At 50.2% G+C, this 25,483-nt stretch carries 28 protein-coding genes and 1 riboswitch; of the genes, 20 read left to right on the forward strand and 8 right to left on the reverse strand.

The annotated features are described in order from the left end of the window. Positions 1 to 43 precede the first annotated feature (43 nt). The 9 genes from ICL55_RS02180 (at position 44) to ICL55_RS02220 (ending at position 8,156) form a co-directional block, all read left to right on the forward strand. On the forward strand, positions 44 to 619 hold the full coding sequence (locus ICL55_RS02180) for a TerD family protein (RefSeq protein ID WP_188094400.1): 576 nt from the start codon (positions 44 to 46) through the stop codon (positions 617 to 619). Positions 620 to 626: 7 nt separating this feature from the next. Beyond that, positions 627 to 1,310 (forward strand): TerD family protein, encoded by a 684-nt coding sequence (locus ICL55_RS02185; protein WP_188094401.1) that lies wholly within the window; start codon positions 627 to 629, stop codon positions 1,308 to 1,310. Between the two features lie 71 nt (positions 1,311 to 1,381). Next, positions 1,382 to 2,020 carry a vWA domain-containing protein gene (locus tag ICL55_RS02190; protein WP_188094402.1) on the forward strand — a complete coding sequence of 213 codons (639 nt, stop codon included), beginning with the start codon at positions 1,382 to 1,384 and terminating at the stop codon, positions 2,018 to 2,020. Positions 2,021 to 2,037: 17 nt separating this feature from the next. Next, complete coding sequence (locus tag ICL55_RS02195) at positions 2,038 to 2,673, forward strand: vWA domain-containing protein (RefSeq protein WP_188094403.1); 636 nt, start codon at positions 2,038 to 2,040, stop codon at positions 2,671 to 2,673. A 10-nt stretch (positions 2,674 to 2,683) separates the two neighbouring features. After that, on the forward strand, positions 2,684 to 3,313 hold the full coding sequence (locus ICL55_RS02200) for an AIM24 family protein (RefSeq protein ID WP_188094404.1): 630 nt from the start codon (positions 2,684 to 2,686) through the stop codon (positions 3,311 to 3,313). Then, positions 3,313 to 4,368 (forward strand): TerY-C metal binding domain-containing protein, encoded by a 1,056-nt coding sequence (locus ICL55_RS02205; RefSeq protein WP_188094405.1) that lies wholly within the window; start codon positions 3,313 to 3,315, stop codon positions 4,366 to 4,368. Before ICL55_RS02200 ends, ICL55_RS02205 begins: the two co-directional genes overlap by 1 nt. 14 nt (positions 4,369 to 4,382) lie before the next feature. Beyond that, the gene (locus ICL55_RS02210) at positions 4,383 to 5,780 is read left to right on the forward strand and encodes a PP2C family serine/threonine-protein phosphatase (RefSeq protein WP_188094406.1); all 1,398 of its coding nucleotides are present in this window, start codon (positions 4,383 to 4,385) and stop codon (positions 5,778 to 5,780) included. A 31-nt stretch (positions 5,781 to 5,811) separates the two neighbouring features. Next, positions 5,812 to 7,320 carry a helix-hairpin-helix domain-containing protein gene (locus tag ICL55_RS02215; protein ID WP_188094407.1) on the forward strand — a complete coding sequence of 503 codons (1,509 nt, stop codon included), beginning with the start codon at positions 5,812 to 5,814 and terminating at the stop codon, positions 7,318 to 7,320. Positions 7,321 to 7,343: 23 nt separating this feature from the next. Next, complete coding sequence (locus ICL55_RS02220; protein ID WP_188094408.1) at positions 7,344 to 8,156, forward strand: TerC family protein; 813 nt, start codon at positions 7,344 to 7,346, stop codon at positions 8,154 to 8,156. 71 nt (positions 8,157 to 8,227) lie between these two features. Here ICL55_RS02220 and ICL55_RS02225 read toward each other — a convergent pair whose 3' ends face one another. From ICL55_RS02225 to ICL55_RS02250, 6 genes are read right to left on the reverse strand one after another with little or no spacing between them, the layout of a single operon-like run. Further along, positions 8,228 to 9,190, reverse strand: a complete 963-nt coding sequence (locus ICL55_RS02225) for a hypothetical protein (protein WP_188094409.1) — start codon at positions 9,188 to 9,190, stop codon at positions 8,228 to 8,230. Positions 9,191 to 9,203: 13 nt separating this feature from the next. Further along, a complete protein-coding gene (locus ICL55_RS02230; protein WP_188094410.1) occupies positions 9,204 to 10,304 on the reverse strand; it encodes a toxic anion resistance protein in 1,101 nt (366 codons plus the stop codon). Positions 10,305 to 10,347: 43 nt separating this feature from the next. Further along, complete coding sequence (locus ICL55_RS02235) at positions 10,348 to 10,962, reverse strand: TerD family protein (RefSeq protein ID WP_188094411.1); 615 nt, start codon at positions 10,960 to 10,962, stop codon at positions 10,348 to 10,350. Between the two features lie 36 nt (positions 10,963 to 10,998). Further along, entirely contained in the window at positions 10,999 to 11,553 is a 555-nt protein-coding gene (locus ICL55_RS02240) for a TerD family protein (protein WP_188094412.1), read from the reverse strand. After that, the gene (locus ICL55_RS02245; protein WP_223151269.1) at positions 11,543 to 12,385 is read right to left on the reverse strand and encodes a phosphoribosyltransferase family protein; all 843 of its coding nucleotides are present in this window, start codon (positions 12,383 to 12,385) and stop codon (positions 11,543 to 11,545) included. The genes ICL55_RS02240 and ICL55_RS02245 overlap by 11 nt, the downstream gene beginning before the upstream one ends. Further along, positions 12,385 to 13,083: an HAD family hydrolase gene (locus tag ICL55_RS02250; RefSeq protein ID WP_188094413.1), complete on the reverse strand. Its 699-nt coding sequence runs from the start codon at positions 13,081 to 13,083 to the stop codon at positions 12,385 to 12,387. The genes ICL55_RS02245 and ICL55_RS02250 overlap by 1 nt, the downstream gene beginning before the upstream one ends. A gap of 308 nt (positions 13,084 to 13,391) precedes the next feature. Continuing rightward, positions 13,392 to 13,491, reverse strand: a riboswitch (TPP riboswitch). A 260-nt stretch (positions 13,492 to 13,751) separates the two neighbouring features. On the opposite strand from ICL55_RS02250, the gene ICL55_RS02255 reads away from it, so the two are divergent. Then, positions 13,752 to 13,961, forward strand: coding sequence for a dodecin family protein (locus tag ICL55_RS02255; RefSeq protein WP_188094414.1), 210 nt, complete (start codon positions 13,752 to 13,754; stop codon positions 13,959 to 13,961). Positions 13,962 to 14,050: 89 nt separating this feature from the next. After that, positions 14,051 to 14,893, forward strand: a complete 843-nt coding sequence (locus ICL55_RS02260; RefSeq protein ID WP_188094415.1) for a universal stress protein — start codon at positions 14,051 to 14,053, stop codon at positions 14,891 to 14,893. Between the two features lie 221 nt (positions 14,894 to 15,114). On the opposite strand, the gene ICL55_RS02265 is transcribed toward ICL55_RS02260, so the two are convergent. Next, positions 15,115 to 15,960, reverse strand: a complete 846-nt coding sequence (locus ICL55_RS02265; protein WP_188094416.1) for a sugar phosphate isomerase/epimerase family protein — start codon at positions 15,958 to 15,960, stop codon at positions 15,115 to 15,117. Positions 15,961 to 16,142: 182 nt separating this feature from the next. Here ICL55_RS02265 and ICL55_RS02270 point away from each other — a divergent pair, with 182 nt between their 5' ends. The 6 genes from ICL55_RS02270 to ICL55_RS02295 all read left to right on the forward strand — a co-directional run bounded on the left by ICL55_RS02270 (position 16,143) and on the right by ICL55_RS02295 (position 22,142). Continuing rightward, on the forward strand, positions 16,143 to 16,982 hold the full coding sequence (locus tag ICL55_RS02270) for a helix-turn-helix domain-containing protein (protein ID WP_188094417.1): 840 nt from the start codon (positions 16,143 to 16,145) through the stop codon (positions 16,980 to 16,982). A gap of 323 nt (positions 16,983 to 17,305) precedes the next feature. After that, positions 17,306 to 17,830 (forward strand): hypothetical protein, encoded by a 525-nt coding sequence (locus ICL55_RS02275; RefSeq protein WP_188094418.1) that lies wholly within the window; start codon positions 17,306 to 17,308, stop codon positions 17,828 to 17,830. A gap of 28 nt (positions 17,831 to 17,858) precedes the next feature. Next, positions 17,859 to 18,386 carry a hypothetical protein gene (locus tag ICL55_RS02280; protein ID WP_188094419.1) on the forward strand — a complete coding sequence of 176 codons (528 nt, stop codon included), beginning with the start codon at positions 17,859 to 17,861 and terminating at the stop codon, positions 18,384 to 18,386. 89 nt (positions 18,387 to 18,475) lie between these two features. After that, complete coding sequence (locus ICL55_RS02285; protein ID WP_188094420.1) at positions 18,476 to 20,176, forward strand: GMC oxidoreductase; 1,701 nt, start codon at positions 18,476 to 18,478, stop codon at positions 20,174 to 20,176. A 306-nt stretch (positions 20,177 to 20,482) separates the two neighbouring features. After that, entirely contained in the window at positions 20,483 to 20,704 is a 222-nt protein-coding gene (locus ICL55_RS02290) for a hypothetical protein (RefSeq protein WP_188094421.1), read from the forward strand. Positions 20,705 to 20,822: 118 nt separating this feature from the next. Next, positions 20,823 to 22,142, forward strand: a complete 1,320-nt coding sequence (locus ICL55_RS02295) for a sensor histidine kinase (protein WP_188094422.1) — start codon at positions 20,823 to 20,825, stop codon at positions 22,140 to 22,142. Between the two features lie 4 nt (positions 22,143 to 22,146). Here the strand turns inward: ICL55_RS02295 and ICL55_RS02300 are convergent, their stop codons facing one another. Then, positions 22,147 to 22,584 carry a winged helix-turn-helix transcriptional regulator gene (locus tag ICL55_RS02300; RefSeq protein WP_188094423.1) on the reverse strand — a complete coding sequence of 146 codons (438 nt, stop codon included), beginning with the start codon at positions 22,582 to 22,584 and terminating at the stop codon, positions 22,147 to 22,149. A 191-nt stretch (positions 22,585 to 22,775) separates the two neighbouring features. Here ICL55_RS02300 and ICL55_RS02305 point away from each other — a divergent pair, with 191 nt between their 5' ends. The 3 genes from ICL55_RS02305 to ICL55_RS02315 all read left to right on the forward strand — a co-directional run bounded on the left by ICL55_RS02305 (position 22,776) and on the right by ICL55_RS02315 (position 25,480). Further along, positions 22,776 to 23,552, forward strand: a complete 777-nt coding sequence (locus ICL55_RS02305) for an SDR family oxidoreductase (protein WP_188094424.1) — start codon at positions 22,776 to 22,778, stop codon at positions 23,550 to 23,552. A 132-nt stretch (positions 23,553 to 23,684) separates the two neighbouring features. After that, positions 23,685 to 24,485 (forward strand): SDR family NAD(P)-dependent oxidoreductase, encoded by an 801-nt coding sequence (locus ICL55_RS02310; protein ID WP_246496141.1) that lies wholly within the window; start codon positions 23,685 to 23,687, stop codon positions 24,483 to 24,485. Positions 24,486 to 24,493: 8 nt separating this feature from the next. Further along, positions 24,494 to 25,480: an NAD-dependent epimerase/dehydratase family protein gene (locus tag ICL55_RS02315; RefSeq protein ID WP_188094425.1), complete on the forward strand. Its 987-nt coding sequence runs from the start codon at positions 24,494 to 24,496 to the stop codon at positions 25,478 to 25,480. Positions 25,481 to 25,483 lie beyond the last annotated feature (3 nt).

A 25,483-nucleotide genomic window follows, 5' to 3' on the forward strand; every position in this document is an offset into this window, starting at 1 on the left:
TAATTAAAAACATTATCTTACCTACGTTTTAAATTTTCTGAAAATGGCTATTAACTTACAAAAAGGACAAAGGATTGATATTGGCCTGTCCAGCATCAGTGTGGGACTGGGATGGGAGCCAAACGAAGGTACAGGAGCGGCTTTCGACCTCGACGCATCTGCCTTTATGATTGATGACAACAGAACGATTCCGGAAGAGCGTTATTTTGTATTCTATGGCAACACAGATTCTCCTGATGGCGCGCTGCATCATACCGGTGACGACCCTACGGGCGGCAACAGCGATGGCGGCGATGATGAAACCATCCTGGTAGACCTGACGAAAGTAGACCCCCGCGTAAAAGAAATCCTGTTCGTTGTGACCATTCATGACGCTATCGCCAGAAGACAGAACTACGGCCAGGTGAGGGATTCGTATATCCGTATCGTTGATAACGCTACCTCACAGGAGATCGCTAAATACGAACTGGGGGAAGACTTCTCCATCGAAACCGGCGTGGAATTCGGCCGCCTGTACGTCAAAGACGGTCAATGGAAATTTGAAGCTTCCGGTAAAGGATACAAAGAAGACCTGGCATTTTTCCTCTCTAAATATTTTAAAGGACAGATCATTAAATAACCTATATATGGCGATCAATCTCGTAAAAGGTCAAACTATCGACCTCCGTAAAAATGATCAGGGAGAAGAATTTGATCTCTCCACCGTTACCATCGGCCTTGGCTGGGACGTAAGACAGAAAAAAGCGGAAGGTGGTTTCTTCGGAAAACTTTTCGGCGGCGGACAGAAAGAGGAAGAATATGATCTCGATGCTGTTGCCTTCCTGCTGGACAACAACGGCAAAGTGGCCAATCTGGGTCGTACCGTTCAAACCCGTGATGGCAGAAGCCTCGGCCTCTACGAAGGTGATGTGGTGTTCTTCAACTCCATGAAACATCCTTCCGGCCACATCTGGCTCACAGGCGATAACAGAACCGGTGCCGGCGATGGCGATGATGAACAGATCATCATCAAACTGGACCAGATGGACCAGCGTTATCAGAAAATCCTGTTCATGGTGACGATCTATCAGGGACGTACGAACAATCAGCATTTTGGGCTGATAGAAAATGCGTTTATCCGTGCGGTGGATGCCAGAGGGAAAGAAATTGCCAAATTCAGCCTTTCCGGTGACAGCACCTACAACGGCATGTGCTCCATGACGTTCGCGGAAATATACCGGAAAGATGGCGCCTGGAAATTCAGAGCACTCGGTAACCCGCACCAGTCCGACAGCTTCATCGATGAACTGAAGACCATGGTGTACTCCTGATCCCTGAATGTATGTAACTGTAGCAATGTTGTTAACCCAAATCAACAGCAGCGCTTTAACCAACTTATTTTATGAGAAGACTACCTGTTTACCTCTTGCTGGACACCTCCGGCTCCATGAGCGGAGAACCGATAGAGGCCGTGAAGAATGGTGTCCAGATAATGATTAGCTCATTACGACAGAACCCGCAAGCTATCGAGACTGCCTTTATCAGCATTATCACTTTCGATAGCAGTGCCAGACAGGTCGTTCCTCTAACCGACCTGGCCTCCTTTCAGATGGCTGACATCCGTGCTACCGGCACCACTGCGCTCGGCGATGCCCTGCAGCTGGTCAGCCAGTGCATGGACAAAGAAGTGGCGAAAACCACCGCTGAACAAAAAGGCGACTGGAAACCACTGGTGTTCATTATGACCGATGGCGTGCCTACCGACGACTGGCAGCGTGGCCTCAGCGCTTTTAAGCAGCGTAAGACCGCCTACACCGTGGCCTGCGCCGCCGGCCATGGCGCCGATACTTCCGTGCTCAAACAAATCACGGAAAATGTGGTGAGCCTCGATACCGCCGATAGTGCTACTATCTCCCGCTTCTTCGCCTGGGTGACCGCCTCCATCGGCGTTACCTCCACCCGCGTGGAAGACTCCGGAAAAGAAGTGACCGGCCTGTCAGAACTGCCGCCACCACCCTCCGAACTGAATATTGTAGTGTAAGACTTTAATGTACTGATATGCGACGACTACCGGTATATTTCCTGCTGGACACCTCCGGTTCCATGTATGGGGAACCCATTCAGGCATTGAACAATGCCCTGAGCGGGATGGTCAACAATCTGCGTATGGATGCTCATGCCCTGGACTCCCTGTGGCTTAGCATCATCACGTTCGACAGGGAAGTAAAGGAACTGGTACCGCTCACCGAACTGGTGAGCTTCCAGTTGCCCGAAATCACCTGCCCACAGAGCGGACCTACCCATACCGGACAGGGACTGGAATATCTTCATGGTAAAGTGGTAAAGGAGGTACAACGCGGAACGCCCACCCAGAAAGGAGACTGGCGCCCGCTGTTGTTTATTTTTACGGATGGTAAACCTTCCGATCAATTACTTTACCGGGAGATGATCCCTAAAATAAAAGGCCTCAACTTCGGCGCCATCGTAGGATGCGCCGCCGGCAAAGCGGCCGACAACGAGATGCTGAAAGAACTGACCGAAACAGTGGTACACCTCGATACCGCAGACAGCGCCACCCTGCGCCAGTTCTTTAAATGGGTGTCCGATACCATCGAACAGGGCAACAAAAGCATGGGCACCACCTCCCAGGTGACCCTGCCACCGCCACCCCAGGAAGTGAATTTAGTGATCTGATCAACAAATTATGAACGTAAAACTTATAGGGCACGACTTCAAAAGCCTGCAGGTAGAATTAACCCACAACGAGAAATTTTACTGTGAGAAAGGAGCCCTGATCTATTACGAAGAAGGCATCAACTCTTCGATCAATGTATTTGATAAAGGCATCGCCGGCGTACTGAAAAGAAAACTGACCGGTGAAAGTATTTTTCAGGTGGAACTGTGCAATACCAATCTTAACCCGAAGAAACTCATGGTGGCCGGCAGGGTAGGCATGTTGCCCATCAACCTGAAAAATATTTCCGGCGGCATCATCTGCCGGGCAGGTTATTATGTGGCCTCCTCCGATAAAGTCGATATCGATGCGAAGCTGAACCTCACTTCGCTGATTGGCGGCACCGGCCTCATTATGCAGAAAATCACCGGCTACTGCACCGTGTTTCTCGATGTGATCGGAACGGCCACCACACTGGACCTGGCCGCTGGTCAAACGGTATTTGTGGATGAAAAAAGTTTTATCTGTATGAATGCTGATATGCAGAACAGGATGTCATCACACTTCTCCGGCAGCAATATGCTCGGCGGCGAAGGACTCACGATGCTCAAAATCACAGGACCGGGCACCGTATACATAACCTCTGTAAACTTCAGGTAATGAGAAGACTCCCCATTTATTTTCTGATAGACGTCTCCGAATCTATGGTCGGAGAACCGGTACAGCAGGTGGAAGAAGGCCTGTCACAAATTATTCAGGCGCTGAAAGCTGACCCCTACGCTATTGAAACCGTCTGGGTTTCTATTATCGTCTTCGCAGGACAGGCCAAAACATTGGTGCCGTTGCAGGAGATCATCAACTTTTACCCTCCCCGTTTCCCCATCGGTGGCGGCACCTCGCTCAGCAAAGGCCTCGGCCACCTGATGTACGAGCTGCGTAAAAACCAGGTGAAAACCACCTACGAACAGAAAGGCGACTGGAAACCCATCGTATTCCTGTTCACCGACGGCGTGCCTACCGACGACACCCGCGCGGCCATCACCGAATGGAAACAGAACTGGCAACGTACCGCCAATATGGTGGCCATCTCTTTCGGTAATGAGGCAGACGTGCACGTGCTGAAAGAACTCACCGAAAATATCATCCATTTCAAAAACAGCAACGCCGCGGCTTATAAGCAGTTCTTCAAATGGGTGACAGACTCTATCAAAACCAGCAGCGAAAGCGTGGAGAAAAATGCTTCCGGCTTTGAACTGGCTAAAATATACAGCGATGATACGCTCAGCAAGGTAGACCTCACCAAACCCATTCCGTCGCAGTCACTGATGGACAGCAACTATGCGGTGCTGGTGGGCAAATGCCAGAACCTGAACCGGCATTACCTGATGAAATACCGCCGCTCTGAAGAAGAAGCAAAAATATACGGACTGGACATCAACCGCCTGTCATACCGGCTGGTAGGAGCTTTCCAGGTAGATAACACCTATCAGGAACTGTCCGATGACACCGCCGGTCCATCCCGTATCAACAGTGATGAACTGATCGGAAGCCCTACCTGTCCCTGCTGTGGCAACCAGGTGGCTTTCGCCATGTGCGTATGCGGCCAGATACATTGCATCGGGGAAGAACAAATCAGTACCTGCCCCTGGTGCGGCAACAAAGGCACTTACGGCATCGGCGAAGGCGGATTCGACGTTAACCGCGCCCAGGGCTAAAAGGAATCTACAGCATGTCAAAAAAATACATCCGCGAACTATTTGCTGCCAGGAATATCACCATCGCCGGCAGCAGACAACAGCTGTTCGATGCCTTTGTGGATGATGAACAACATCAGCTACTGGCCCGGCAGATACTGGAAAACCAACAACGACTCATGGACATATGGCAGTATAAAAACAGGCTGGCGGATATCCAGCAGCAGACCGTTACCATCCCCAATGCCACGGTAGGCAAGCCTTATCAGGCTACGCTCGACTTCCGGCAGTGGGCCGACGTAACGTGGACCGCTATCGAAGGACTGGAAGAATACGGGCTGCGCTACGATGCCGCCAGCGGCATCATACAGGGTACGCCCGTGAAAAGCGGCGATATCCGGGTGAAGCTGCAGTTCCGCCTCGCCGGCGGCGACGCTAACGCGGCGCCCCATGAAAAGCTGCTGCCGCTGGTAATCAATCCCGATCCCCGCTCGCTCTGGAAAAATATTCCCAGCGATATGGCCGGCCCTTTCTGGAAAGCCGATGACGTGGCCGAGTTTGCCCCGCTGGGCGACCGCTGGGTGACCGTCGCCTCCAAACGGGGACGCTCACACGCAAACGTAGGCTCCTTCCGTGACGACGATTATTCCTTCCGGCACCTGGAACCTTCCGGTTGGAGCATACTGGCCGTATCCGATGGCGCCGGCAGCGCCAAACTGTCCCGCGAGGGCTCCCGGCTGGCCTGCGCCGGCATCATCGATTATTTTGAACAGTACTTCAAAACCGCGCCCATAGCGGATATGGACGCGCTGTTCCAGGAACATGCCGCTGGTACCGGTACCGATACCCAGAAACGGATCACCCGCCTGGTATACGATACGCTGGGCAAGGCTGCTTTCTCCATCCATAAAAAACTGGAAGAATTTGCTGCCGCTCAACAGGTTTCCATAAAAGATCTGCATTCCACCCTTATATTTGTGCTGCTGAAAAAGTATGCATTTGGCTATGTCATCATGAGCTTTGGTGTGGGAGACTGCCCCATCGGACTGTTAAACAAGGACTGTTCCGCTATCACCCTGATGAACCGGCTTGACGTAGGAGAATTTGGAGGCGGCACGCGGTTCATTACCATGCCCGAAATTTTTACGAGCGACAAATTCCCTACCCGCTTCGGTTTCAAACTGGTGCCGGACTTCGCTTATCTCATGCTGATGACCGACGGTATCTACGATCCTAAATTCGTGGTGGAAGCTAACCTCGAAAAAATAGAGACGTGGAAAGCCTTCCTGGACGACCTGAACGGCAACAACCCGGAAAAAGTGGCGCTGCCACTGGGCGCACACGCCCCCGAAAGCGCCGGCCGCCTGTCAGCCTGGATGGATTTCTGGAGCCCCGGTAATCACGACGACAGGACCCTGATGATCATCAGTTAATTGCATATTGATTAGGTAACACCATAACATCATGAACACGAAAACTGTCCATTCCGTCATTAATGCAGGCAAGTCTTATCAGTATATTGATAACGGCGAACCTATGCGCGGCGGAATGAAAGATGTGTATTTCAGCCCCGATAAATCTTATGTGGTAGCGTTCTACCGGGATGACCAGGATTTCAGCTCCCGCGAACGACTGCGTAAAATTGTGACCGAATACTATAACAGTTTCTTTAACCGCGAAGGCGGCCATTATTACAAAGACCTGTACTGCTGGCCTACCGACATGGTGGAACTGGACAAAAAAGTAGGGCTCATCGTTCCCTGCTATAACCAGAACTTCTTTTTCAAAAAAGGATACGCTTCCAATGACCTGATCAAAGGAAAAGAGAAAGAGGGCAAATGGTTTGCTTCTCCCAAATTCCGGAACAAACAGTTTGCCCTGCGTCTCGATGAAGCGGAGCTGGGCAACTGGCTGAGCTATTTCCAGATCTGTGTGAATATCGCCCGTGGCGTGAAACGTTTGCATGCCGCCGGACTGGCCCATTCCGATCTGTCTTATAAAAACGTGCTGGTCGACCCGGTAAGCAAATCGGCCGCGATCATCGATATAGACGGTCTCGTAGTGCCCGGCCTGTTCCCGCCCGATGTGATCGGCACCGCCGATTTTATTGCGCCGGAAGTGCTGGCCACCAAACACCTCGAGGTTAAAGACGCTAACCGCAAACTGCCGAGCCGCCTGACGGACCTGCATGCGCTGGCAGTCATGATATATATGTACCTGCTGTACCGCCATCCGCTGAAAGGAGGGAAGGTACATGACCTGGACACAGAAAAAGACGACCTGCTGTCGATGGGCGAAAAAGCCCTGTTCATCGAACATCCGCAGGATACCTCCAACCGGCCTAAGCTGAATCAGCTGAACCCGAAAGAGCTGCCCTGGGCGGACGTAACGAAACTGCCCTACACCATCACCGGCCCTTACCTGAAAGAGCTGTTTGACCAGGCTTTCATTACCGGTCTGCATCAGCCCAATAACAGGCCGCCGGCAGAGATGTGGGAACAGGCGCTGCTGAAAACCACCGACCTGATGCAACCCTGCAGCAATGCGGCCTGCGAACAGAAATGGTATGTGTTTGATAATACCATGTCCCCGAAATGTCCGTTCTGCGGTACGCCGCATAAAGGCACGTTGCCGGTGCTGGATTTGTATTATGAATTTAAACCGACCGTCTGGAAACCGGAAAACCACCGGTTGATGGTCTACCATAATCAATACCTGTTTCAGTGGCATGCTAATCGCAACATTATCCGCAATGAAAGGCTGACACCGGAACAGAAAGTGCCCGTCGGCTATTTTACTTTCCATCAGAACAAATGGGTGCTGGTCAACCAGCAACTGACCACCCTGAAAGACCTGACGGAAGACAGGGAAATTCCACCCGGTACCATGGTGGAACTGACCGATGGCAAAAAACTCCTGCTCTCCCGCGAAGAAGGCGGCAGGGTAGTAGTCATCACAATGGCGAACAAATAAGAACCTATAAAAAACACACTGAAATGAATTTTGCAGAACTATTCCAACAAATTCTTGACAATCCCATTCCGTCCCTGATAGTGGTGGGGAACCTGATTATCATCGAAAGTTTGCTTTCCGTTGATAATGCGGCGGTACTGGCCACTATGGTAATGGACCTGCCTGAAAAACAACGTGACCGCGCACTGAAGTATGGTATCTTTGGCGCTTATTTGTTCCGTGGCCTTGCGATGTTGTTTGCCTCCTTCCTGATCCAGTTCTGGTGGCTCAAAGCATTGGGCGGCCTCTATCTGCTGTACCTGGTGTTCAGCTGGGCAAAAGAAAAGCGCGCTAAAGCAAAAGCCGCTGAAGAAGAAGAGGAAGAATCCATTGACAAGGAAAAGAACTGGCTGTACAAGATGACAGTAGGCGCTATCGGTCCTTTCTGGGCCACGGTGGCGCTGGTGGAGCTGATGGACATGGCCTTCTCTATCGACAATATCTTTGCTGCGGTAGCTTTCACGGATAATATCCTGCTGGTTTGCCTCGGCGTATTTATCGGTATCCTCGCCATGCGTTTTGTGGCACAGGCTTTCGTTAAACTGATGACCAAATTCGCTTTCCTGGAAACGGCTGCGTATATCGTGATCGCTATTTTAGGCCTGAAACTGTCCCTGTCACTGTGGGAACATTACAACACCGAATCACCGGTGACCAAATTCCTCGAAAGCCATATCGCTGACGTATGGACTTCTATTCTCACCGTAGGCGTGTTTGTAGTGCCGATCATTACTTCTGCACTGTTCAATGTTCCTAAAAGAGGTAACACCGCCGAACTGGAAGGAAAGAAAGCGTAATCCCCAATAGTTAAATAACTAAATAGCTAAATGAAAGAATTGCATTGGTCTCCGGGCTGGTGCAATTTTTTTTAGAGGGTATCGGTGTTGAGCATGGTGCGCAGAATATTCGTTTGCACGTCGTAGTTACCGATTTTCTGGAGGAAGTCCACTTCGGAAATTTTATCATAATACTCCTGCAACAAAGTCCGGACATTATCGGGGATGGCGGTTTTCAGGATATTGGCCCTGCTTTCCAGCTGGTCGTTTTTATCGGTCATTTCCTGGATGATCCTCGCTTTTTTGGAGAGGGAGTTGGTCCAGTCGATATCCGGAATGGTCGATAAATCGCAGCGTAAAAACAGATTTTTGGAAGGGAAGAAAAGAAAGTGCTGGTCCACGTCCAGAAAGCGGTACACTTCCGCGATCATACTGCCGGTTTTGAGGCCGCAGAAGAACTCCGTACGGAACTCATGTTTGCACAGCAGTCCCATGAGTTTTTTCTGGATGGTAGCGTAGTTGTTTTTATAGACATCCGCGGTATCATAATGGATGAGGGCCATCATCTGATCGGCGGAGATATCGTAATAGAAATCCTGTGAAAAGCGGCTGCTGAAGGTGTTGATATTTTTGGAGAACGGGTATTGATCTGTGTTGTCCGACAGCGTTTGGTACAGTCTGCGGAGCGACAGGTTTATTTTCAGCGCCTGTTTTTGTTTGTCGAGGTCGTAGTTTTTTTCAGAGAAGACGGAGCTGTTTAGTTTCTCCATCATTTCTTTATTGAGCTGCATTTCATCGTAGATCAGGCTCACGTTTCTTTCGTTGGAAGCCTTGATTTTTTTCAGCAGTTCGATGGCAGAGGCGGTGTATTGCAGGTGAAACAGCTCCAGCTTATTGATATCCAGTTCGGGATTGGTTTCAAATAATTTATGGACAACCTGGCTTCGGAGATATATTTTGTAAATAATCTCTTCTTCAAAAAAAGCGGACAGCAGCTGTAGTTTGCTGTTGGTTTTGTTTGAGTCATTTAATATAATCGCCAGGTTATCCTCCATTATCTATACACGGTTAGCGAACGTTAGTTACATTTTTCTTCAGCTCTGTTTCCAGGTTTTGCAGTTCACCGTTGAGCACTTTACGGCTTTCGGCGCCCTGATCATGGATTCTCTTCACTTCATGCAACGTTTCGATCAGCGACTGGGTGGTGCGTTTCAGTGTTTCGACAGACACCACGGTCTTTTCGTTTTCCCGTGCCACCTCGATACTGTTCTGTTTGAGCAGGTCTGCATTTTTCTGCAGGATGGTATTGGTGGTATCGGAAACTTTGCGTTGCATTTCCACGTTGGCTTTCTGGCGTTGCAGCGCTACCGCGATGGTGAGCTGGTTTTTCCAGACAGGGATGGTGGTGGAGATGATGGACTGTGCTTTTTCAGCGATAGAGGTATTGTTGTTCTGTACCAGTCGGATCTGTGCCAGTGATTGCAGCATGATGAAACGTACGATCTTCATGTCTGCGAGCCTTTTATCCAGACGGCTTACGAAGTCACGGAGGTCCGCAATTTCATAGTCGTTGTAGTTGCCGGCATTGGCTTCCATTTCGGCCAGTTTCTGGGTCAGTTCATTATACTTCAGTTGACCGGAAATGATCAGGTCTTCCATCTGTTTAATGTAATTGACATTGCTGTCGAACATGGTTTGCAGGGAGCTGTTGTCTTTCAGGGAATTGATACGGCCCGCTTTGATCTTGTTGGTGATCTTGTCGATGTTGGCCACTACGGTATCATATTTCTGGAAGAGTTTCTGCGCGTCGAGGACGAGTTTTTTCAGGAACGGCACTTTGGAGAGAAATCCCTTCAGGCCGCCCGGATTGAGTTCATCCACGTCGATGTAGTTCAGCTCGCTGAGCAGTTCATTGATCAGGCCACCTACTTCTCCGGAGTTGTAGGTACGCACAGAGGTCAGGAACTCGTTGCTGTAGCGCTCCATGGAGCTTTGTACGTCAGCGCCGTAGTTCAGGATAGAGTTCACGTCGGTGGTGACCAGCGACTTATTGAGCTCATTATATTTCTGCGTTTCTTCGGGGGTAATGCGGGCGAGGTCGGCATTGCCGTCTTTGTCCAGTCTTACCACGGGAAGCGCCTGATCAGTAACATTCGGATTAGATTCCATAAGGTATCGTGATTAATGAGTGATAGCTTTACAAAGGTAAGGACTACAGGTATTGCCTGGACACAGTGTCCACAGTTTCCTGCAGCTTACGGTCGCGGGTGGGTTCACCGATGGCGTTGAATTTCCACTCGCCGTTTTTCTTATAGAATACGCCCATTACCATGGATACGTGGCCGGCAAAACCGGGACCGCTGGCGATGTCGTAGGTGGCAAATACTTCATTGACGCGGGAAGGGGTGCCTTCATATATGCGGATGGAAGCAAATGGAATAGTGCCGAAATCGTGGCCACGGAAGCTGTTGAGCACAAAAGCCACGTAGTTCACGCCCGGGTTCAGGCGGGAGAGGTCGACGGTGATCACTTCGTTGTCCAGACCATCATTGCCGTTCATATCACCGGTCAGGTCATCGCCGCTGTGACGGATGGAGCCGTCCTGGGAGCGGAGGTTACCGAAATACACTACTTCCTGCAATTGTTTTTGTTCGTTGAACAGCGCGCAGCTGCCGTCCAGGTCTACCGCTTCTTTGGATTTGGACATGCCAAAGAGCCCTTTCTTTTCGATCGCGCCCCAGTTGATGCCTACACAGATATTTTGCAGTTTAGTACCGTTGCTTTTCTCGAGGCTGATACGTTGGCCTTTTTGGAGATTAATTGCCATTTGTCGGGTTGTTTAATGGAAATGGTATGGAATAGATTAGTTGTATTTGTTCAGATAGTCCTGCAGACCGCCTTTCATGCCTACGCCTACGGCTTCAAATTTCCATTCGTCGCCACGTTTGTAGATACGGCCGAATTCTACGGCTGTTTCGATAGAGAAATCTTCTTCCAGTTCGTATTTCAGGATCACTTCGTTGGTAGCGGGATCGAATATACGTACATAGGAATTTCTCACCTGGCCGAAGTTCTGCCTTCTGGCTTCCGCATCATGGATGGTCACTACCACACATATTTCAGTCACTTTTGAATCTGCTTTGGAGAGGTCGATTTTAATCTGCTCGTCGTCGCCGCCGCCTTCTCCGGTGAGGTTGTCGCCGGTATGCTCCACGCTGCCATCAGGGGAAACGAGGTTGTTGTAAAACACAAAGTGCTGGTCGGACAGGATTTTTTTGTTTTCACCCATCACAAAGATGGAAGCATCGAGGTCGAAGCTGGTGCCGGTAGAAGAGGAGTTCACATCCCATCCCAGGCCAATAGTGAATTTGGGAGCATTAATCGCCTGCCGTTGTCCTTTTTGCAAATTAATTGCCATGTTGTATGCTTTTATGTTTTCTATGAAAAATATAGTGGTTAATATACTGAAGATTTTGCTGATAGGCCTCAATGGTGTGATAACCGTTGCCGATGGCCATATCATACAAAATATTGATGAACTGGTCTGACTGATTTTGCAGGAAAATACAAAATGAATCGAAATCGTAGTTCAGAATATATTTTACGATGCGGGTATTGATGGCAAATCGTTCGTCCTGAATGATTTTCTCCAGGTGGAAGATCGATTTAACAAAATGATAGTTCAGGTGGTTCTCAATATTGGGATGAATGCTGCTGTTCTGTAATTCCGCGTAATACAGCAGGTACATCTCATTGGTGAGGCCATAGGCCTCCACCATTTTGAGGATCATCCGTTCATGCCCGCCGGTGATGCGGATATCATCCAGAAACACGATGGTTTTGCCGGCGAGAAATTCCCGATCGATATGAAACGAATCGTTGCCAATCAGTTTCAGCCGCTGTTCGGCGTCCAGTTCTCCGTAGTCTTCCTTGTAGGTGATGGTACGGTGTACTTTCGTTTCCTGTACGATCGGCTGCCCGTTGGCTGCCAGCCAGCGGTTGAGCCGGAACACGAAATGGTTCTTCATAGAGAACGTAGCGGTGGGAATGAAAGCATAGGGGCTGGACACCACCACCAGTTGCGGTACGGCGTGGCCTTGCAGATGCTGTTCAATAAACCCGTCGGCCAGGGTGCTACCAAACTTTTCCGCCACCAGATCATCACCGAATTTGAAACGGCTGTAATCATCCGGACAAAATCCGAACTGGCTGGTGTCAGTGATTTTATGCAGGGAGTATGTCGTCGTCATCAGTTAAGCAGGCTTGAAATACATTGATTGTTGGAATTGACCAGTAACGAATGAATGCCGGCCTTGGTGGCGCCCTGGATATCTGCCTTTACGTTATCGCCTATATGTATAATATGCCGGGGCAGGACGGCCTCCCCGTTTCTGGTAGTCGCAATGGAGTCCAGCATCAGCCGGAACATGTGTGGGTTGGGTTTGGATACACCGGTTTCATCTGAATACAACTGGAAGTGCAGGTATTGGCCCAGTTCCAGTTCCTGCAATACTTTTCTCAGGGTACGTCCTTTGATGAAAGCGGTGTTGCTCAACAGGCTGAGGGTACAGTCCTGCCGCTGATGCAGCGTACGCAGCACTTCCACGGTGGCAGAGCAATACACGATGGGCCGGTATTTGAATACCAGTGCTTCCATTTCGTCGTACAGCGCCGCCAGGTCGATCGTCTCAAAGTCATACTGATGGTCATTGATCTCGCTGATCACCATCAGATGGAGGGTGTCCGTATCCAGATTGCCACCTGTTTTTTCGTTGATGGCATTGGTCAACAGGTCTATCCTGCGGAAGATACGTTCCACTTCTTCGAGTGATTTTTGCCGTTGATTAAAATGATCAAAAAAGAATTTTGTCCGTTCCCGTTTAAAGGAAGGATTAGATCTGATCAAGGTTAACCAGAGGTCAAAGGAGTAGTGCTGATAGCTGTTCATCTGTTGGTTATGGTGTATAATCCTCACGGATACTGCACAAATCAGGGTTAAGCCTATTTATGATAGCATAGTGTGAATATAGTATTGTTTACAAACGGGACATTTCTCTTTCCATGATACGCATGACTGAGCTGGGATTATATCAAAAAGCCTGCCGTAGTGTTTGCCAGCTAATATAACACTTAATACTATACGGAGATGAAAAAATAGCAGGATTAAGGGAGGGATAATATCGGTTGGCGCTGTCAAAATGACAACTTATCTAGTGGGTAAGCATAAAAAGAGAGGCGCCGGGTTTACCAGTGCCTCCCTGGTGTTTCCTGCTTTCCTACGCTGGTATTATCCAGTTCAGGTTTTAAGGGTATAATCTCAGGTGTTGTTTTACCAAACCACCCCTTTTCAGAAACATCTTACCAATAGCATTAACAGAACCGTGCCGGATGGTGAGCAAAAGGAAAGCGACTGATTTTCAATGAAAACCTTTGCCGGCACAGCCTTTCACTGTAGCGTTCATTGCACAATCCGGTTCCCATTCCGGGGGAAATGTTGCCTGTCCGCTTTGCCTGTCATGACTCTGTAATCCGCTACAGTTCCGGTATTGAACAAACCGGTAGGTTGTTTGATTCCAATAAAAACGCCGTATTGTTTCACCATTTAAAACTTTTCTTATGGCTATCGTTAAAGTAATTGAGGTGATCGCCTCCTCCGAAAAAGGTTTTGAAGATGCTGTACAGAATGCTGTGAATGAAGTGGGTAAAACCATCCATAATGTAGATTCTGTATTTGTAAAGGATTTTAAAGTACATGTGAAAGATGGCAAAATATCCACTTACGGAGCCATCTGTAAAGTGTCTTTCCGGCTTGATGAAAAACGTTGATCAGCGCACAGGGATTGGGTTTCCCGGGGTTAAGGCCCTGGACTATAGGTTCAATCCCTTCTTTCACCACACATCTAAATGAAGATGGCATGAAATCGATACTGATATTAACCGACTTTTCTGATGCCGCCTTCCGGGCGGCAGAATATGCTACCAGTCTGGCGCCCTTGCTGGGCTTGGAACGGCTGATCCTGTATCATGCGTACCGCACCATGGTGCAGGGCACAGAACTGCCGGTACCTACGCCGCACGTGGAGAATATGCTACATCTGGAAAATATGGAAAAGCTGGCCTCGCTACAGGACCAGCTACGGATGATGACAGATGCCGATCCGAAATATGAACTGCTCGCGGAAGATGCATTTCTTCCCGATCAGCTCAATAAACTTTGTAAAGAAAGCGACGTGGGCCTTGTCGTCATGGGCGTTGCGGGGAAGACGGGGCTGCAACAGTTTTTTATGGGCAGCAACACTTCCCAGGTGCTGAAGATCAGTGAATATCCGGTATTAGTGGTGCCGCAGGAAGCCCCGGTAGGGAAGGGCATCAGCAGTGTTGTTTTCTCCACGGATCTGCAAAATATTTCCCACGCATCGCTGGAACAACTGTACCGTTTCCTTGACCTGCTTCATCCGGAAGTACATGTCGTCAATGTAGAACCGGCAGCTACCGACAAATATTCAGATGATACCAGAGCGCAGATCACGCGGTTGCATGATGTCCTCGAAAAATACACCCCGGCCTTTCATTATGTCACCGGCACGCATGTGGCGGACAGCGTGCTGGAGTTTGCCAAAGAACAGCATGCCTCCATGATTGTGACTGTTCCCAAAAAACACTCGTTTATCTCTTCTATTTTCCACAAAAGCATTTCCAAAGAATTAGCATACAATTCCCCGGTGCCATTGTTGTCGATACCGGCGCTGGCGGAATAAACATCCCCGGGGCGACGTTGTGTTTCAGGTTCGTTCGATGGCTGGATACAAAATGTTCGGGTTTGATTCCTTTATCTCACGAAATAGCTTGAAAACCAACCTGCCGGCTATTACGTTTTAAGGTTCATTCGTAACGTGCATACGAAACAGCCTGAAACACAATGTAGCCCAGGGCGTGAGCCCTGGGTTCCCGGGATCGTGCGTATATCCGCGCACGGCCATTACGATTTCACGGTATTCACCACCCCTTTGAAATAACCCGCAGATTCCGCAATACCGGGCAGGGGATCGTTCATCTCTTTTTCATATTCGATACTACAGATGCCTTTATAGCGTATTTTATCCAGTGCGCTGACGAAGCTGCTGAAGTTGATGACACCGCGGCCTATTTCTGTTGGTTTGCCGTCTTTGGAGGCCGCCGTCACATCTTTCAGGTGCAGATCAAATACCCTGTCTTTGTATGCCAGCACTGCTTTGGCCGGATCTTCGCCGGCGCGGGTGGCATGGCCGATGTCGATGCAGAGGCCTATGCGGGCGTCGCGGTTTTTGATATGTTCCCATGCATTGCGGGGGCCGGGGTATAGCGCATCTTCCGGACCGTGGTTATGGATGGCGAGGCGTATGTTGTATTGTTTTACCTGTTGTTCGGTATAGTCGAGGAGATCGGGCGTAGGTACGCCAACGATCATCGGTACTCCTGCTTTTTTGGCGTAGGCAAAGGCTTCATCTACGGACTGCTTCGTTTTCATATAGATCACCCCTACGGCATATACGTTGATGCCGGCGTCGCGGAACTGGGCGAGCACGGCTGCGATCTGTTCCGGGCTGCTTTGCAGCGGCAGGTGGACGTCTTTCAGGGAGATATAGTGGATATTGGCCCGTTGCATCATGGCAATGGCCTGGTCCACTTTGAATTTGTAAAAGGTATAACCAGCTACGCCAACGGCCAAACGGTCTTTCGTCTGTTGTGGACCAGCGGGGCGTGCTGCTGCCGACAGCAAGGGGGAGAGGCTCGTGGCCGCCAGTCCCAGTGAGGTCTGCAGCAGGAAATTTCTTCTCGAAGACATAAGCTAACAATTGATATAAGGGCCAAGGTCTTCAAATTTTCCGGTATTTTCAGGGCGAATTTTACCCGCGGCTGGTGTTTTCTGAACGGCCCGTCATTTATGGGAGTGAATGTTTACATTTGTTTGACGCCAGGCATGGGTTGGAGTGCCGGTCGTTTGTATTAACCTATAAAACGAGGAAGATGAAACCACGCATGAAAGCCTATACGCCACACCCCCTGCTGCAGGATGTTGTCAGCAATATCACCATCTATGAAGCCGATTTTGCCCAATCGCCGGGACTCTCCAATATGTATCGTTTTGTACCTACCTATCAGCGGTATATCATGTTCTACATCAAAGACCCGATTAAGGTGTTGCGGGTCTACAGCAACGATTTTCAGACCAAGTCTGTTTCCCTGACGGTAGGACCGCTGGAACGCGCCGTGACGCTGGACCTGGGGCAGCACCACCTGGCACTGGGAGTGGCTTTCAAACCGGGAGGACTGTTTCGGCTGCTTAATATCCCGATGACGGAAATGCATGAACAGGATTTTGATACCAGTATGTTGCTGGGCAGCGAAATAAAGGAAGTCAACGAACAGTTGCAGGAGAACACGCACGACTGGGACCTGATGATACGCATTGTACAGACGTACCTGCTCAAAAAGTTGTCACGCCTCAAGCCCCTGCTGCCGGTAGATCTGGTCATGAACGGCCTGGTGGCGAATGCCGGTAATGCCACCATCGAAAAACTGGCTGCCGATGCCTGTGTGAGCGTACGGCAGTTTGAGCGTAAAGTGGTGGAGCGCACGGGGATGTCTCCCAAACGATACGCGCGGTTAATCCGTTTCTGTAAAGCCTATCACCTGAAAGAGCTGCATCCTGAAGCTACCTGGACGCGCATTGCCCATATGAGCGGCTACTACGATCAGATGCACTTTATCCGGGATTTCAAAGAGTTTGCAGGCATAACCCCCTCCTTTCTCGATGAACAGGCGTTGGTGAACACTATCCGCCTTCACCGGATGATGACCCAGTAAAAAAGATGTCGCATTTGTACTATTCATCGGTTGGTAATCACGATAATTTTGTGTGCGAAGAGGGGCAGCTTCTGTCTGGCTATCATTTAACACGTTGTGTGACAGGGGCTTCGTTAGCCTTCCGGCTGCTCTCCTTCCGCCATGCGAACTATTAATGTCGTCTTAATCAGTAATCCCCATTGTTTGTTGCGCCCCATTATGCTTTCGAGAGGTCCCGGGGTTTCGGCCTTATCCATAGTAGTAATTGGTTTAACGTGAAAAAGCCGCACAGTCGTCTGATTGTTGCGGTTCTTTTAATTATCTTTGGCGAAATCGATTGTCCCATGCCTGCTATGAGAATACCGTTGCTTGTTTATATGTTGCTAGCCTGTAGTACTGTTTTTGCCCAGAAAGATACTTCACATACCTCTGTAGCCATCCCGGGACTGACAGAAGAACCGGATTATTATATAGACAGCGTTTTTGTTACTGACAAAAGCATGGTCAGGATTACTCCCGACGAGATAGCCTGTTTTACCGTGTTAAAACATTCCACCGGGAAGTTCGTGGTCCGCAGCAATGGCATCGTTTTCATAGAAACAAAAAAGTTTGTGCGTAACCGTTATTGGAAAATTTTCAGTGAAAATGCTGCTTACCGTAAACTGGTGCCGTCGCCGGATGCTGACAGCGGAGTGATATATATCCTGAAGGGAAACCCGTTGTCCGCACAGCCGGAGGGCATGCTTTCCAGCGTAAATACCCATACTTTCGCAGGTATCACGATCCTGGATAAAAAGGCGCTGGAAAAGCAATACGGCATAAAAGGCAATAAACCCGGCGTGGTAGTGCAGTTGAAAGATGACAAATGATACAGCAAAACCGCTAATCCCCGTTTGTATGATAAAACCATTGTTCTTTCTCTGGCTACTGACAACCTGCAGTATGCAGGTCTATGCTCAGACGCCCGATCAGCCGGCACCACGCAGACCTGTCGTTTCTGAAGGCCCGCCACCGACTTACTTTTTAGACAGCGTACAGATAATACCGTCGGACCTGGCGGAATTGAATCCCAACAATATCGCGTCGATGACGACATTAAAAATTAACAATGTGCATGGGGATGGCCAGCTGAGTACCAGCACTATTTTTATCGAGACAAAGCGCTTTGTGCGTAACCGGTATTGGCTGATCTTCAGCCAGAATGCCGCTTATCGTAAAGTGGTGCCATCACCAGGGGAAGATGACGACGTTTTGTATGTTCTGGATGGCAAGGCTTTGCCGGAGAAGCCTGAAATAGCACTGGCGGCAGTTAATATGAGAAGTTTCGAGAGTGTCACTGTTATCGATAAAGCGGCTTTAGCTAAACGGTATCCTGCTACAGGCAAAAAATACGGTGTGTTGGTAACGCTGAAAAAAGACAGATGATCCGTCCTGCCGCTTTTCCGGTCGTCCCATTTCTGTTAGGTTTGTATGAATATTTTATTATTTTTCGGCCTGCCAGTAAATTCCGTGGAATGATTAATCTGAATCTGAAGGCCGAAGCGGCCAATACGTACGATGCGATAGTAGTAGGCTCCGGTATCACCGGTGGCTGGGCAGCCAAAGAGCTGTGTGAAAAAGGCCTGAAGGTGCTGATGATAGAAAGGGGCCGTCAGCTGGAACATGTAAAAGATTATGAGACTGCTACCGCCGCACCGTGGGAAGTGCCCCATCGTGGCGTGCTGACGAATGACCTGAAAAAAGAGCATTCCTACCTTATCCGGGAAAAAGTATATACGGAATTCAACCACAGTTACTGGATGAAAGACGGCGACAGTCCGTACACCGAAGAAAAACGGTTCGACTGGCAGCGCGCTGATATCGTAGGCGGCCGTTCCATCATGTGGGGCCGCGGTTCCCTGCGCCTCAGCGATCTGGATTTTGAAGCCAACATCAAAGAAGGCATCGGCATCGACTGGCCGATACGATATAAAGACCTGGCGCCCTGGTATTCCCATGTGGAAGCGTTTGCCGGTATCAGCGGCCAGGCGGAAGGGCTGCCACATCTGCCGGACGGCGTGTTTCAGCCACCGATGGAGATGAACTGTTTTGAAAAACAGGTGAAAGGTAAGCTGGAAACGGCTTTTCCGGAAAGGCGCATGACTATCTTCCGCACGGCCAATCTCACACAGGCCATCGGTGACCGCAATAAGTGTCAGTACCGCGACCGCTGCTCCCGCGGGTGTCCATTCGGTGCCTATTTCAGCACACAGGCATCCACCTTGCCAGCCGCGGTGAAAACAGGCAACCTCACCTTGCTGACAGATTCGCTTGTCAACAGTATCATCTACGACGAAAACAAAGGCAAAGCCACCGGCGTGCGTGTCATCGATAAACATACCAAAGAGATGACCGAGTACCACGCCCGGATCATCTTCCTCAACGCTTCGGCACTGGCCAGCACCTTTGTGCTGCTCAATTCCACGTCTGGCCGTTTCCCGCAGGGACTGGGAAATGATAACGACGTATTGGGGCATTATCTCATGGACCATCACTTCCATGCCGGCGCCAGCGGGATGTCGGAAGACTTTGCAGATAAATATTACCATGGTCAGCGTCCTGCCGGCTTTTATATCCCGCGCTTTGCCAATGTGGGAAAAGATAAAAGAGATTACCTGCGTGGTTTCGGGTACACCGGCTACAGCAGCCGCTCAGGATGGGCGAGGGGTATCGCCGAACTGGGCGTAGGCAACGCCTTTAAAGATTATCTCTCCGAACCCGGCCCCTGGCAAATGGGACTGATGGGCTTCGGGGAATGCCTGCCCTACAAAGAGAATATGGTCAGCCTCGATCACACCGTGAAAGACGCCTGGGGCCAGCCGGTGCTGAAGATCAACTGCGAATTCAAAGACAACGAAATGAAGATGCGTAAGGACATGGCCGGCGAAGCCGCCGCCATGCTGGAAGCTGCCGGACTGAAAAATGTGAAGTCGTTCGACCGTGAATCGTACCCCGGCATGGCCATCCATGAAATGGGGACCGCCCGGATGGGCAGAGACCCTAAAACATCTATGCTCAACGAATGGAATCAGGTACATGCCGTGAAAAACGTATTCGTGACCGATGGGGCCTGTATGACCTCTTCCGCCTGCCAGAACCCGAGCCTCACCTATATGGCACTTACCGCCAGGGCGGCCAACCACGCCGTGGAGGAACTGAAACGACAATCATTATAAATCTCTGGATATTTTCGGATATCCCCGGTTGTCCCACGGCTGAAGCCCTGGGCTACGATGTTATTCGGGTTCATTCGGTGGCATACGCCAAATTTTGGGGTCCTTTATTATCTATAGCGGCTAAGATGTGATTCAGGCCCGTTATTATTGGCAAATAAAATTGTCAGGTTCGTTCGCAGCCTGCATACTAAACAGCCTGAAACACAACGTAGCCCAGGGCTTCAGCCGTGGGACGCTCGGGAATGGAAACAATTTCCCCGTTCCGCGGGGGGCATTAATCACACCAAAACAAATAATTCAACGTATATGCATCCTTATTCTGAATGGACGGTAATATTGGTTTTTCTCGTTATTGAAGCTGCGCTGATCGTGAAATATGGCGGAAAGGTAGTGGAAACCTACCGTCAATACCGGGAAAACGAGGTTCGTGGCGTGGTGCTGGCCTTCAGGATCCTGCTCTTAATTTTGTTACTGACGGCGGCGGTGCTGTTGGACATCACGCTGTGGCCGGCAGGAAAGGAAGGCTAGGGGCAGGCTGACGGAAAGGCTTCCTTTCAGGCGTTATCACCACATTTCAGTCCATAGTCCGGGGCATTAGCCCCGGGGCTGCTTGACAACCCGATTTTCGCGGTATATTTGCAGTCCTATGCATAAGGGTCCTTCTGGCTATCTATACCAACTTACACTGCGAACGTGGAATTACATCGTCAATGTTGGCGTAAGTCCGCTGATGCCCTTCATTGAGTCCAGGCGTACCAAATTATTGAACCTGCTCGCCATTCCCTGCATCCCTTTTATGCTGTTTTTTGCTGTCCTGAATTGTAGTCAGGGCCGCTATCTGTTGGCCCTCTTCAATCTGCTGACCAGTAGCATCAATGTGTTCGTATTATGGCTGCACTGGAAGCAGCGTTACCTCAGCGCCCGGCTGGTGGCGATTCTTTGCAGTGTGGTGATATATACGTTTACCGGGCTTTTCTTTCACAACGGGGCGGAATATTTTCTGCTCAATATCCTCATCTGTTGTCTGCTGGTGTACGATAACAAATGGCTGAATGCCGGTCTGGGCCTGCTGATCATCAGTGCTTTCCTGCTGATAGTGCTGATGCCGCAACACTGGTACATGGCCGATCCGGTGCCGCGTACCCGCGTATGGGCCAATATAGCTACGTCCCTTGTTTTTATCGTGGTTGCCCTGAGTTTTTTTAAACATATTCAATCAGATTACCAGCAGGAGATAGAGAAACAACGGGAGGCGCTGGCCACTATGAACAAAGACAAGGAAAAATTATTCTCCATTGTGGCGCATGATATCCGCAGTCCGCTGGCAACGCTGGAAATCCTGCTGGACATGTTCCGGAAGGGAGAGTATCCGGAAGATGAGATGGAAGAGGCCGCGGCTATCCTGCATAAAAAGATATCGCAGCTGGGAGGCTCGCTGGACAACGTGTTGCGCTGGAGCTCCCGCAGCATGAAAGGTATCCAGGCACAGCCTGTAAATTTTTACCTCGGGCCGCTGGCCACCGAGGTATTGTATTTTTTTGAGATGACCATCCAGCAGAAAGGAATTAGGGTGGACACCAGCATCCCGGACGATCTGATGCTGTATGCAGATAAAGACCAGGTGTCGGTGATACTGCGCAATTTCCTGAGCAATGCGCTCAAATTCAGTTATGCCGGCGGTGTCATAGAGCTGAAAGCACAGGTCGTGGGTGCACAGGTGGGCATCAGTATCACAGATCATGGCACCGGTATGCCAGCCACGCAGGTATTACAGCTGTTCTCCTACAACCAGAGCCCCGGCTACGGTACCAGCGGAGAGCGGGGGACAGGCCTCGGACTCATTCTCTGTAAAGAGTTCGCCCAACAGAACAACGGAACAATCGCGGTAGAAAGTCATGTCGACAAAGGCACGCGTTTCACCGTTTACCTGCCTGTGGGCATGACCGCTGCCAAAGAAGAACGATAACCGCCTAAACAGCCTTTGCCAGCGTGCGGCGTCGCTGGATAACGGGTTTGTCTTTTATCTCCACGCTTTCACCGTCTGTCAGCATACTTTTCTTTTTGCTCTCCATCAGTTGACGGAAAGTCTCCATGTATTCTCCGCCCCATGCTTCCATCGCTGCTACCACGGGTAACATCGATTCACCAAAGGGCGTCAGGAAATATTCTACTTTCGGAGGCATCTCCGGATAAATCACTCTTTTGATAATGCCGTGAAACTCCAGTTCCCGCAGCTGGAGGTCCAGCACCCGGCGGCTGGCAGAAGGGATGGCCCGTTGCAGGTCAGCAGGTCTCCTGACATCGTTGTTGATCAGATAGATCAGATAGGATTTCCATTTGCCGCCGATGATTTCCATCAGCACGGCCATGCCACAGCTAAAGTTTTTAGGAATCTTCTTTTCGTACATCGTCATCCGTTTTTATACACTGACAAATTTATCCCTATTTCCACAAACGGGGAATACGGAAAAAATTATCCGTATCCGAAGATAATTGCCATTCTTGACTCTTCCACTTAATCGGCGTCACTTTGTGTTGTCAAAAAAACGAACGACAAGCACATTCAAAGCAAATCAATTTAACAAAAAAACAAAGTAAGATGAAACAAGGAAAATACGAAGGAAAGAAGGCAGTGGTGACCGGAGGAACACATGGTATCGGACTGGCCACCGTGAAAATGTTGCTGGAAGAAGGGGCCACCGTATTGCTGACAGGCCGTAATCCGGCTAATGTGGAAGCTGCCCGCCAGACGCTGGGCGACAGGGCCCACGCTGTTGTCTCTGATGCCGCCAGTATCGCGGATATCAAAGAGCTGCACGCCATCGCCGCGCAGAAGCTCGGTGATATCGACCTGCTGTATATCAATGTGGGTATTTCCTCCCTGACGATGTTGGACTCCGTGACGCCGGAGGCTTATGATCAGGCGTTTGCCATCAACGCCCGCGGCAGCTTTTTCACCGTACAGCAGCTGGTGCCACTGATCAACCTCGGCGGCGCGATTGTTTTCACCACCTCTGTGGCCGACGAATCGGGATATGCCGGTATGAGCGTGTATGCCGGTACCAAAGCCGCCGTGCGCGCTTTCGCCAAAAACTTTGCCGCGGAACTGCTGCCTAACGGTATCCGGGTGAATGCTGTCAGCCCCGGCTTCATCGATACGCCGACCATGGGGGTGACCGACGCCACCGAAGAAGAAAGGGCCGCCTTCCGGAAAGTGGGGGATATCCTCACCCCGATGGGCCGCCACGGCTCCCCGGAAGAAGTGGCCAAAGCCGTGCTCTTCCTCGCTTTCGACGCCACCTTCACCACCGGCGAAGAGCTGCTGGTAGACGGCGGCATCGGTCAGCGGCTCACGCCGGCTGAGAAGCTGGCCTGACGGCTCAGGGTCTTTTTTCCTCAACTCAAAGGAAATTCGTTTGCAGTAGCGCTCCGCTACTGCATTTTTGTGTCCGGTAACAGAAGCAAAAGATAATGGGGGCTGTTTTGATGACTTAAAGCCAACAATCATATGATGAAACCTACTAAGTACACCATGATAACAGGAGCCAGTTCAGGATTGGGGAAGGAGTTTGCCCGGCAGTGTGCCGCTATGGGCAGAAACCTGATCCTCATGGCATTGCCGGGAGGGAATATGTTCTCCCTGGCCGAAAGCCTGGAACTGGAATATGAAGTGGACGTGCGTTTTTTTGAGTTCGACATGACCAATACCGCTTTATTGCAACAGACCCTGGGGGAAGTGATGTCACAGTACCAGGTGGATTTCCTGATCAACAATGCCGGGATCGGCGGCACATCGGCCATTACAGACACTTCACTGGAACGGATCGACAGTATTATTCAGCTCAACATCCGTAGTACGGTGATCGTTACCCGGATGTTGATACCGCACCTGCTGCAACATAAAGAGAGTTATATCATGAATATCGCGAGCATGGCGGCATTCACGCCTATCGCCTACAAAACGGTATACCCGGCCTCGAAGGCTTTCATCTCTTCCTTCTTTCTGGGATTGCGGGAAGAGCTGTCCGGCACCGGGTTGTTTGTCAGCGTGGTATACCCCGGGCCCATCATGACCAATTCACATACTTCCCGCCGTATCATCGGGCAGGGCTTTAAAGGTAAAATGGGACTGCTGAATACTTCGGAGATAGCAGCCATCGCGCTGAAAGGGACGTTCAGCAAATGCCGGGTGATCATCCCCGGACTGATGAACCGGATCAATCATACCCTGATGCAGTTGCTGCCTTTGTCCTTCAAGCTGAAACTGGTGTCAAGGGAAGTGAAAAAGGAAATACAATTTACCATCTGAGCAAATACATGAAGACAGTACTAGTGACAGGCGCCAATGGTTTCCTTGGCTCCAACCTTACCCGGGAACTGTTCCGGCAGGGATACGACATCAAGGCGATGATCAGGCCTACGGCCGATCTGAAAGGTATTGCCGATATTCCCTGCGAAGTGCATTACGGGCATATCGATAACCCGGATGATGTGATGGCGGCGGTAGCCGGTTGCAGCATCGTGGTGCATGCGGCCTGTATCACCGATCAGTGGGACATTCCCTTTGAGGAATACGAGCGGATCAATTACACCAGTACGCGTTACATCGTGGAAGCCTGCATCCGGCACAAGGCGGAACGGTTCATTTATGTGAGCACCGCCAATACCATCGGGCCTGGCAGCAGAATACATCCGGGCAGTGAGCTGAACGGCTTCACCCTGTTCAACGCCAATTCGGGGTATATCAATACCAAATACCTCGCGCAGCAATATGTGCTGGAACAGGTGGCGGCATCGCGCCTGCCGGCGGTGGTGGTCAATCCCACGTTTATGCTCGGTCCCTGCGATGTAAAGCCCAGCTCCGGCAAATTGTTGTTGTACGGTCTGGGTAAGAAAGTGCTTTTTTATCCCCCCGGGGGAAAAAATTTCGTGCACATACAGGATGTGTGCAGGGGAATCATCAATGCGATCATCTATGGTAAAACGGGCGACTGTTACCTGTTGGCCGGCCACAATCTCAGTTACCGGGAGTTTTTTGCACTGGTCAACAGGGTGGCGGGCGAAAAGAAACTGATGGTACGTATTCCTAAGGTGGTGCTCAAAATAGGCGGTATGGCGGGCTCGCTGTTGCAGCGGTTCACCCGGTTTCACAGCAAGCTGAATTATACCTCGGCGTATCTGTTGTGCATCGACAACTATTATTCAGGGAAAAAATCAGAACGGGAGCTACAGGTGAGGTATACGCCGATTGAAGATGCGGTCAGCGGCGCATTTAACTGGTTCCGGGAAAATAACTATTTTTAGGAG

This window comes from Chitinophaga varians (genome assembly GCF_014529945.1).
In the GTDB taxonomy this organism is placed as follows: domain Bacteria; phylum Bacteroidota; class Bacteroidia; order Chitinophagales; family Chitinophagaceae; genus Chitinophaga; species Chitinophaga varians.

Coding starts and splice junctions, on each gene's coding strand:
- ICL55_RS02180 (WP_188094400.1), top strand. CDS start 44: ATGGCTATTAACTTACAAAAAGGACAAAGGATTGATATTGGCCTGTCC.
- ICL55_RS02185 (WP_188094401.1), top strand. CDS start 627: ATGGCGATCAATCTCGTAAAAGGTCAAACTATCGACCTCCGTAAAAAT.
- ICL55_RS02190 (WP_188094402.1), top strand. CDS start 1,382: ATGAGAAGACTACCTGTTTACCTCTTGCTGGACACCTCCGGCTCCATG.
- ICL55_RS02195 (WP_188094403.1), top strand. CDS start 2,038: ATGCGACGACTACCGGTATATTTCCTGCTGGACACCTCCGGTTCCATG.
- ICL55_RS02200 (WP_188094404.1), top strand. CDS start 2,684: ATGAACGTAAAACTTATAGGGCACGACTTCAAAAGCCTGCAGGTAGAA.
- ICL55_RS02205 (WP_188094405.1), top strand. CDS start 3,313: ATGAGAAGACTCCCCATTTATTTTCTGATAGACGTCTCCGAATCTATG.
- ICL55_RS02210 (WP_188094406.1), top strand. CDS start 4,383: ATGTCAAAAAAATACATCCGCGAACTATTTGCTGCCAGGAATATCACC.
- ICL55_RS02215 (WP_188094407.1), top strand. CDS start 5,812: ATGAACACGAAAACTGTCCATTCCGTCATTAATGCAGGCAAGTCTTAT.
- ICL55_RS02220 (WP_188094408.1), top strand. CDS start 7,344: ATGAATTTTGCAGAACTATTCCAACAAATTCTTGACAATCCCATTCCG.
- ICL55_RS02225 (WP_188094409.1), bottom strand. CDS start 9,190: ATGGAGGATAACCTGGCGATTATATTAAATGACTCAAACAAAACCAAC.
- ICL55_RS02230 (WP_188094410.1), bottom strand. CDS start 10,304: ATGGAATCTAATCCGAATGTTACTGATCAGGCGCTTCCCGTGGTAAGA.
- ICL55_RS02235 (WP_188094411.1), bottom strand. CDS start 10,962: ATGGCAATTAATCTCCAAAAAGGCCAACGTATCAGCCTCGAGAAAAGC.
- ICL55_RS02240 (WP_188094412.1), bottom strand. CDS start 11,553: ATGGCAATTAATTTGCAAAAAGGACAACGGCAGGCGATTAATGCTCCC.
- ICL55_RS02245 (WP_223151269.1), bottom strand. CDS start 12,385: ATGACGACGACATACTCCCTGCATAAAATCACTGACACCAGCCAGTTC.
- ICL55_RS02250 (WP_188094413.1), bottom strand. CDS start 13,083: ATGAACAGCTATCAGCACTACTCCTTTGACCTCTGGTTAACCTTGATC.
- ICL55_RS02255 (WP_188094414.1), top strand. CDS start 13,752: ATGGCTATCGTTAAAGTAATTGAGGTGATCGCCTCCTCCGAAAAAGGT.
- ICL55_RS02260 (WP_188094415.1), top strand. CDS start 14,051: ATGAAATCGATACTGATATTAACCGACTTTTCTGATGCCGCCTTCCGG.
- ICL55_RS02265 (WP_188094416.1), bottom strand. CDS start 15,960: ATGTCTTCGAGAAGAAATTTCCTGCTGCAGACCTCACTGGGACTGGCG.
- ICL55_RS02270 (WP_188094417.1), top strand. CDS start 16,143: ATGAAACCACGCATGAAAGCCTATACGCCACACCCCCTGCTGCAGGAT.
- ICL55_RS02275 (WP_188094418.1), top strand. CDS start 17,306: ATGCCTGCTATGAGAATACCGTTGCTTGTTTATATGTTGCTAGCCTGT.
- ICL55_RS02280 (WP_188094419.1), top strand. CDS start 17,859: ATGATAAAACCATTGTTCTTTCTCTGGCTACTGACAACCTGCAGTATG.
- ICL55_RS02285 (WP_188094420.1), top strand. CDS start 18,476: ATGATTAATCTGAATCTGAAGGCCGAAGCGGCCAATACGTACGATGCG.
- ICL55_RS02290 (WP_188094421.1), top strand. CDS start 20,483: ATGCATCCTTATTCTGAATGGACGGTAATATTGGTTTTTCTCGTTATT.
- ICL55_RS02295 (WP_188094422.1), top strand. CDS start 20,823: ATGCATAAGGGTCCTTCTGGCTATCTATACCAACTTACACTGCGAACG.
- ICL55_RS02300 (WP_188094423.1), bottom strand. CDS start 22,584: ATGTACGAAAAGAAGATTCCTAAAAACTTTAGCTGTGGCATGGCCGTG.
- ICL55_RS02305 (WP_188094424.1), top strand. CDS start 22,776: ATGAAACAAGGAAAATACGAAGGAAAGAAGGCAGTGGTGACCGGAGGA.
- ICL55_RS02310 (WP_246496141.1), top strand. CDS start 23,685: ATGATGAAACCTACTAAGTACACCATGATAACAGGAGCCAGTTCAGGA.
- ICL55_RS02315 (WP_188094425.1), top strand. CDS start 24,494: ATGAAGACAGTACTAGTGACAGGCGCCAATGGTTTCCTTGGCTCCAAC.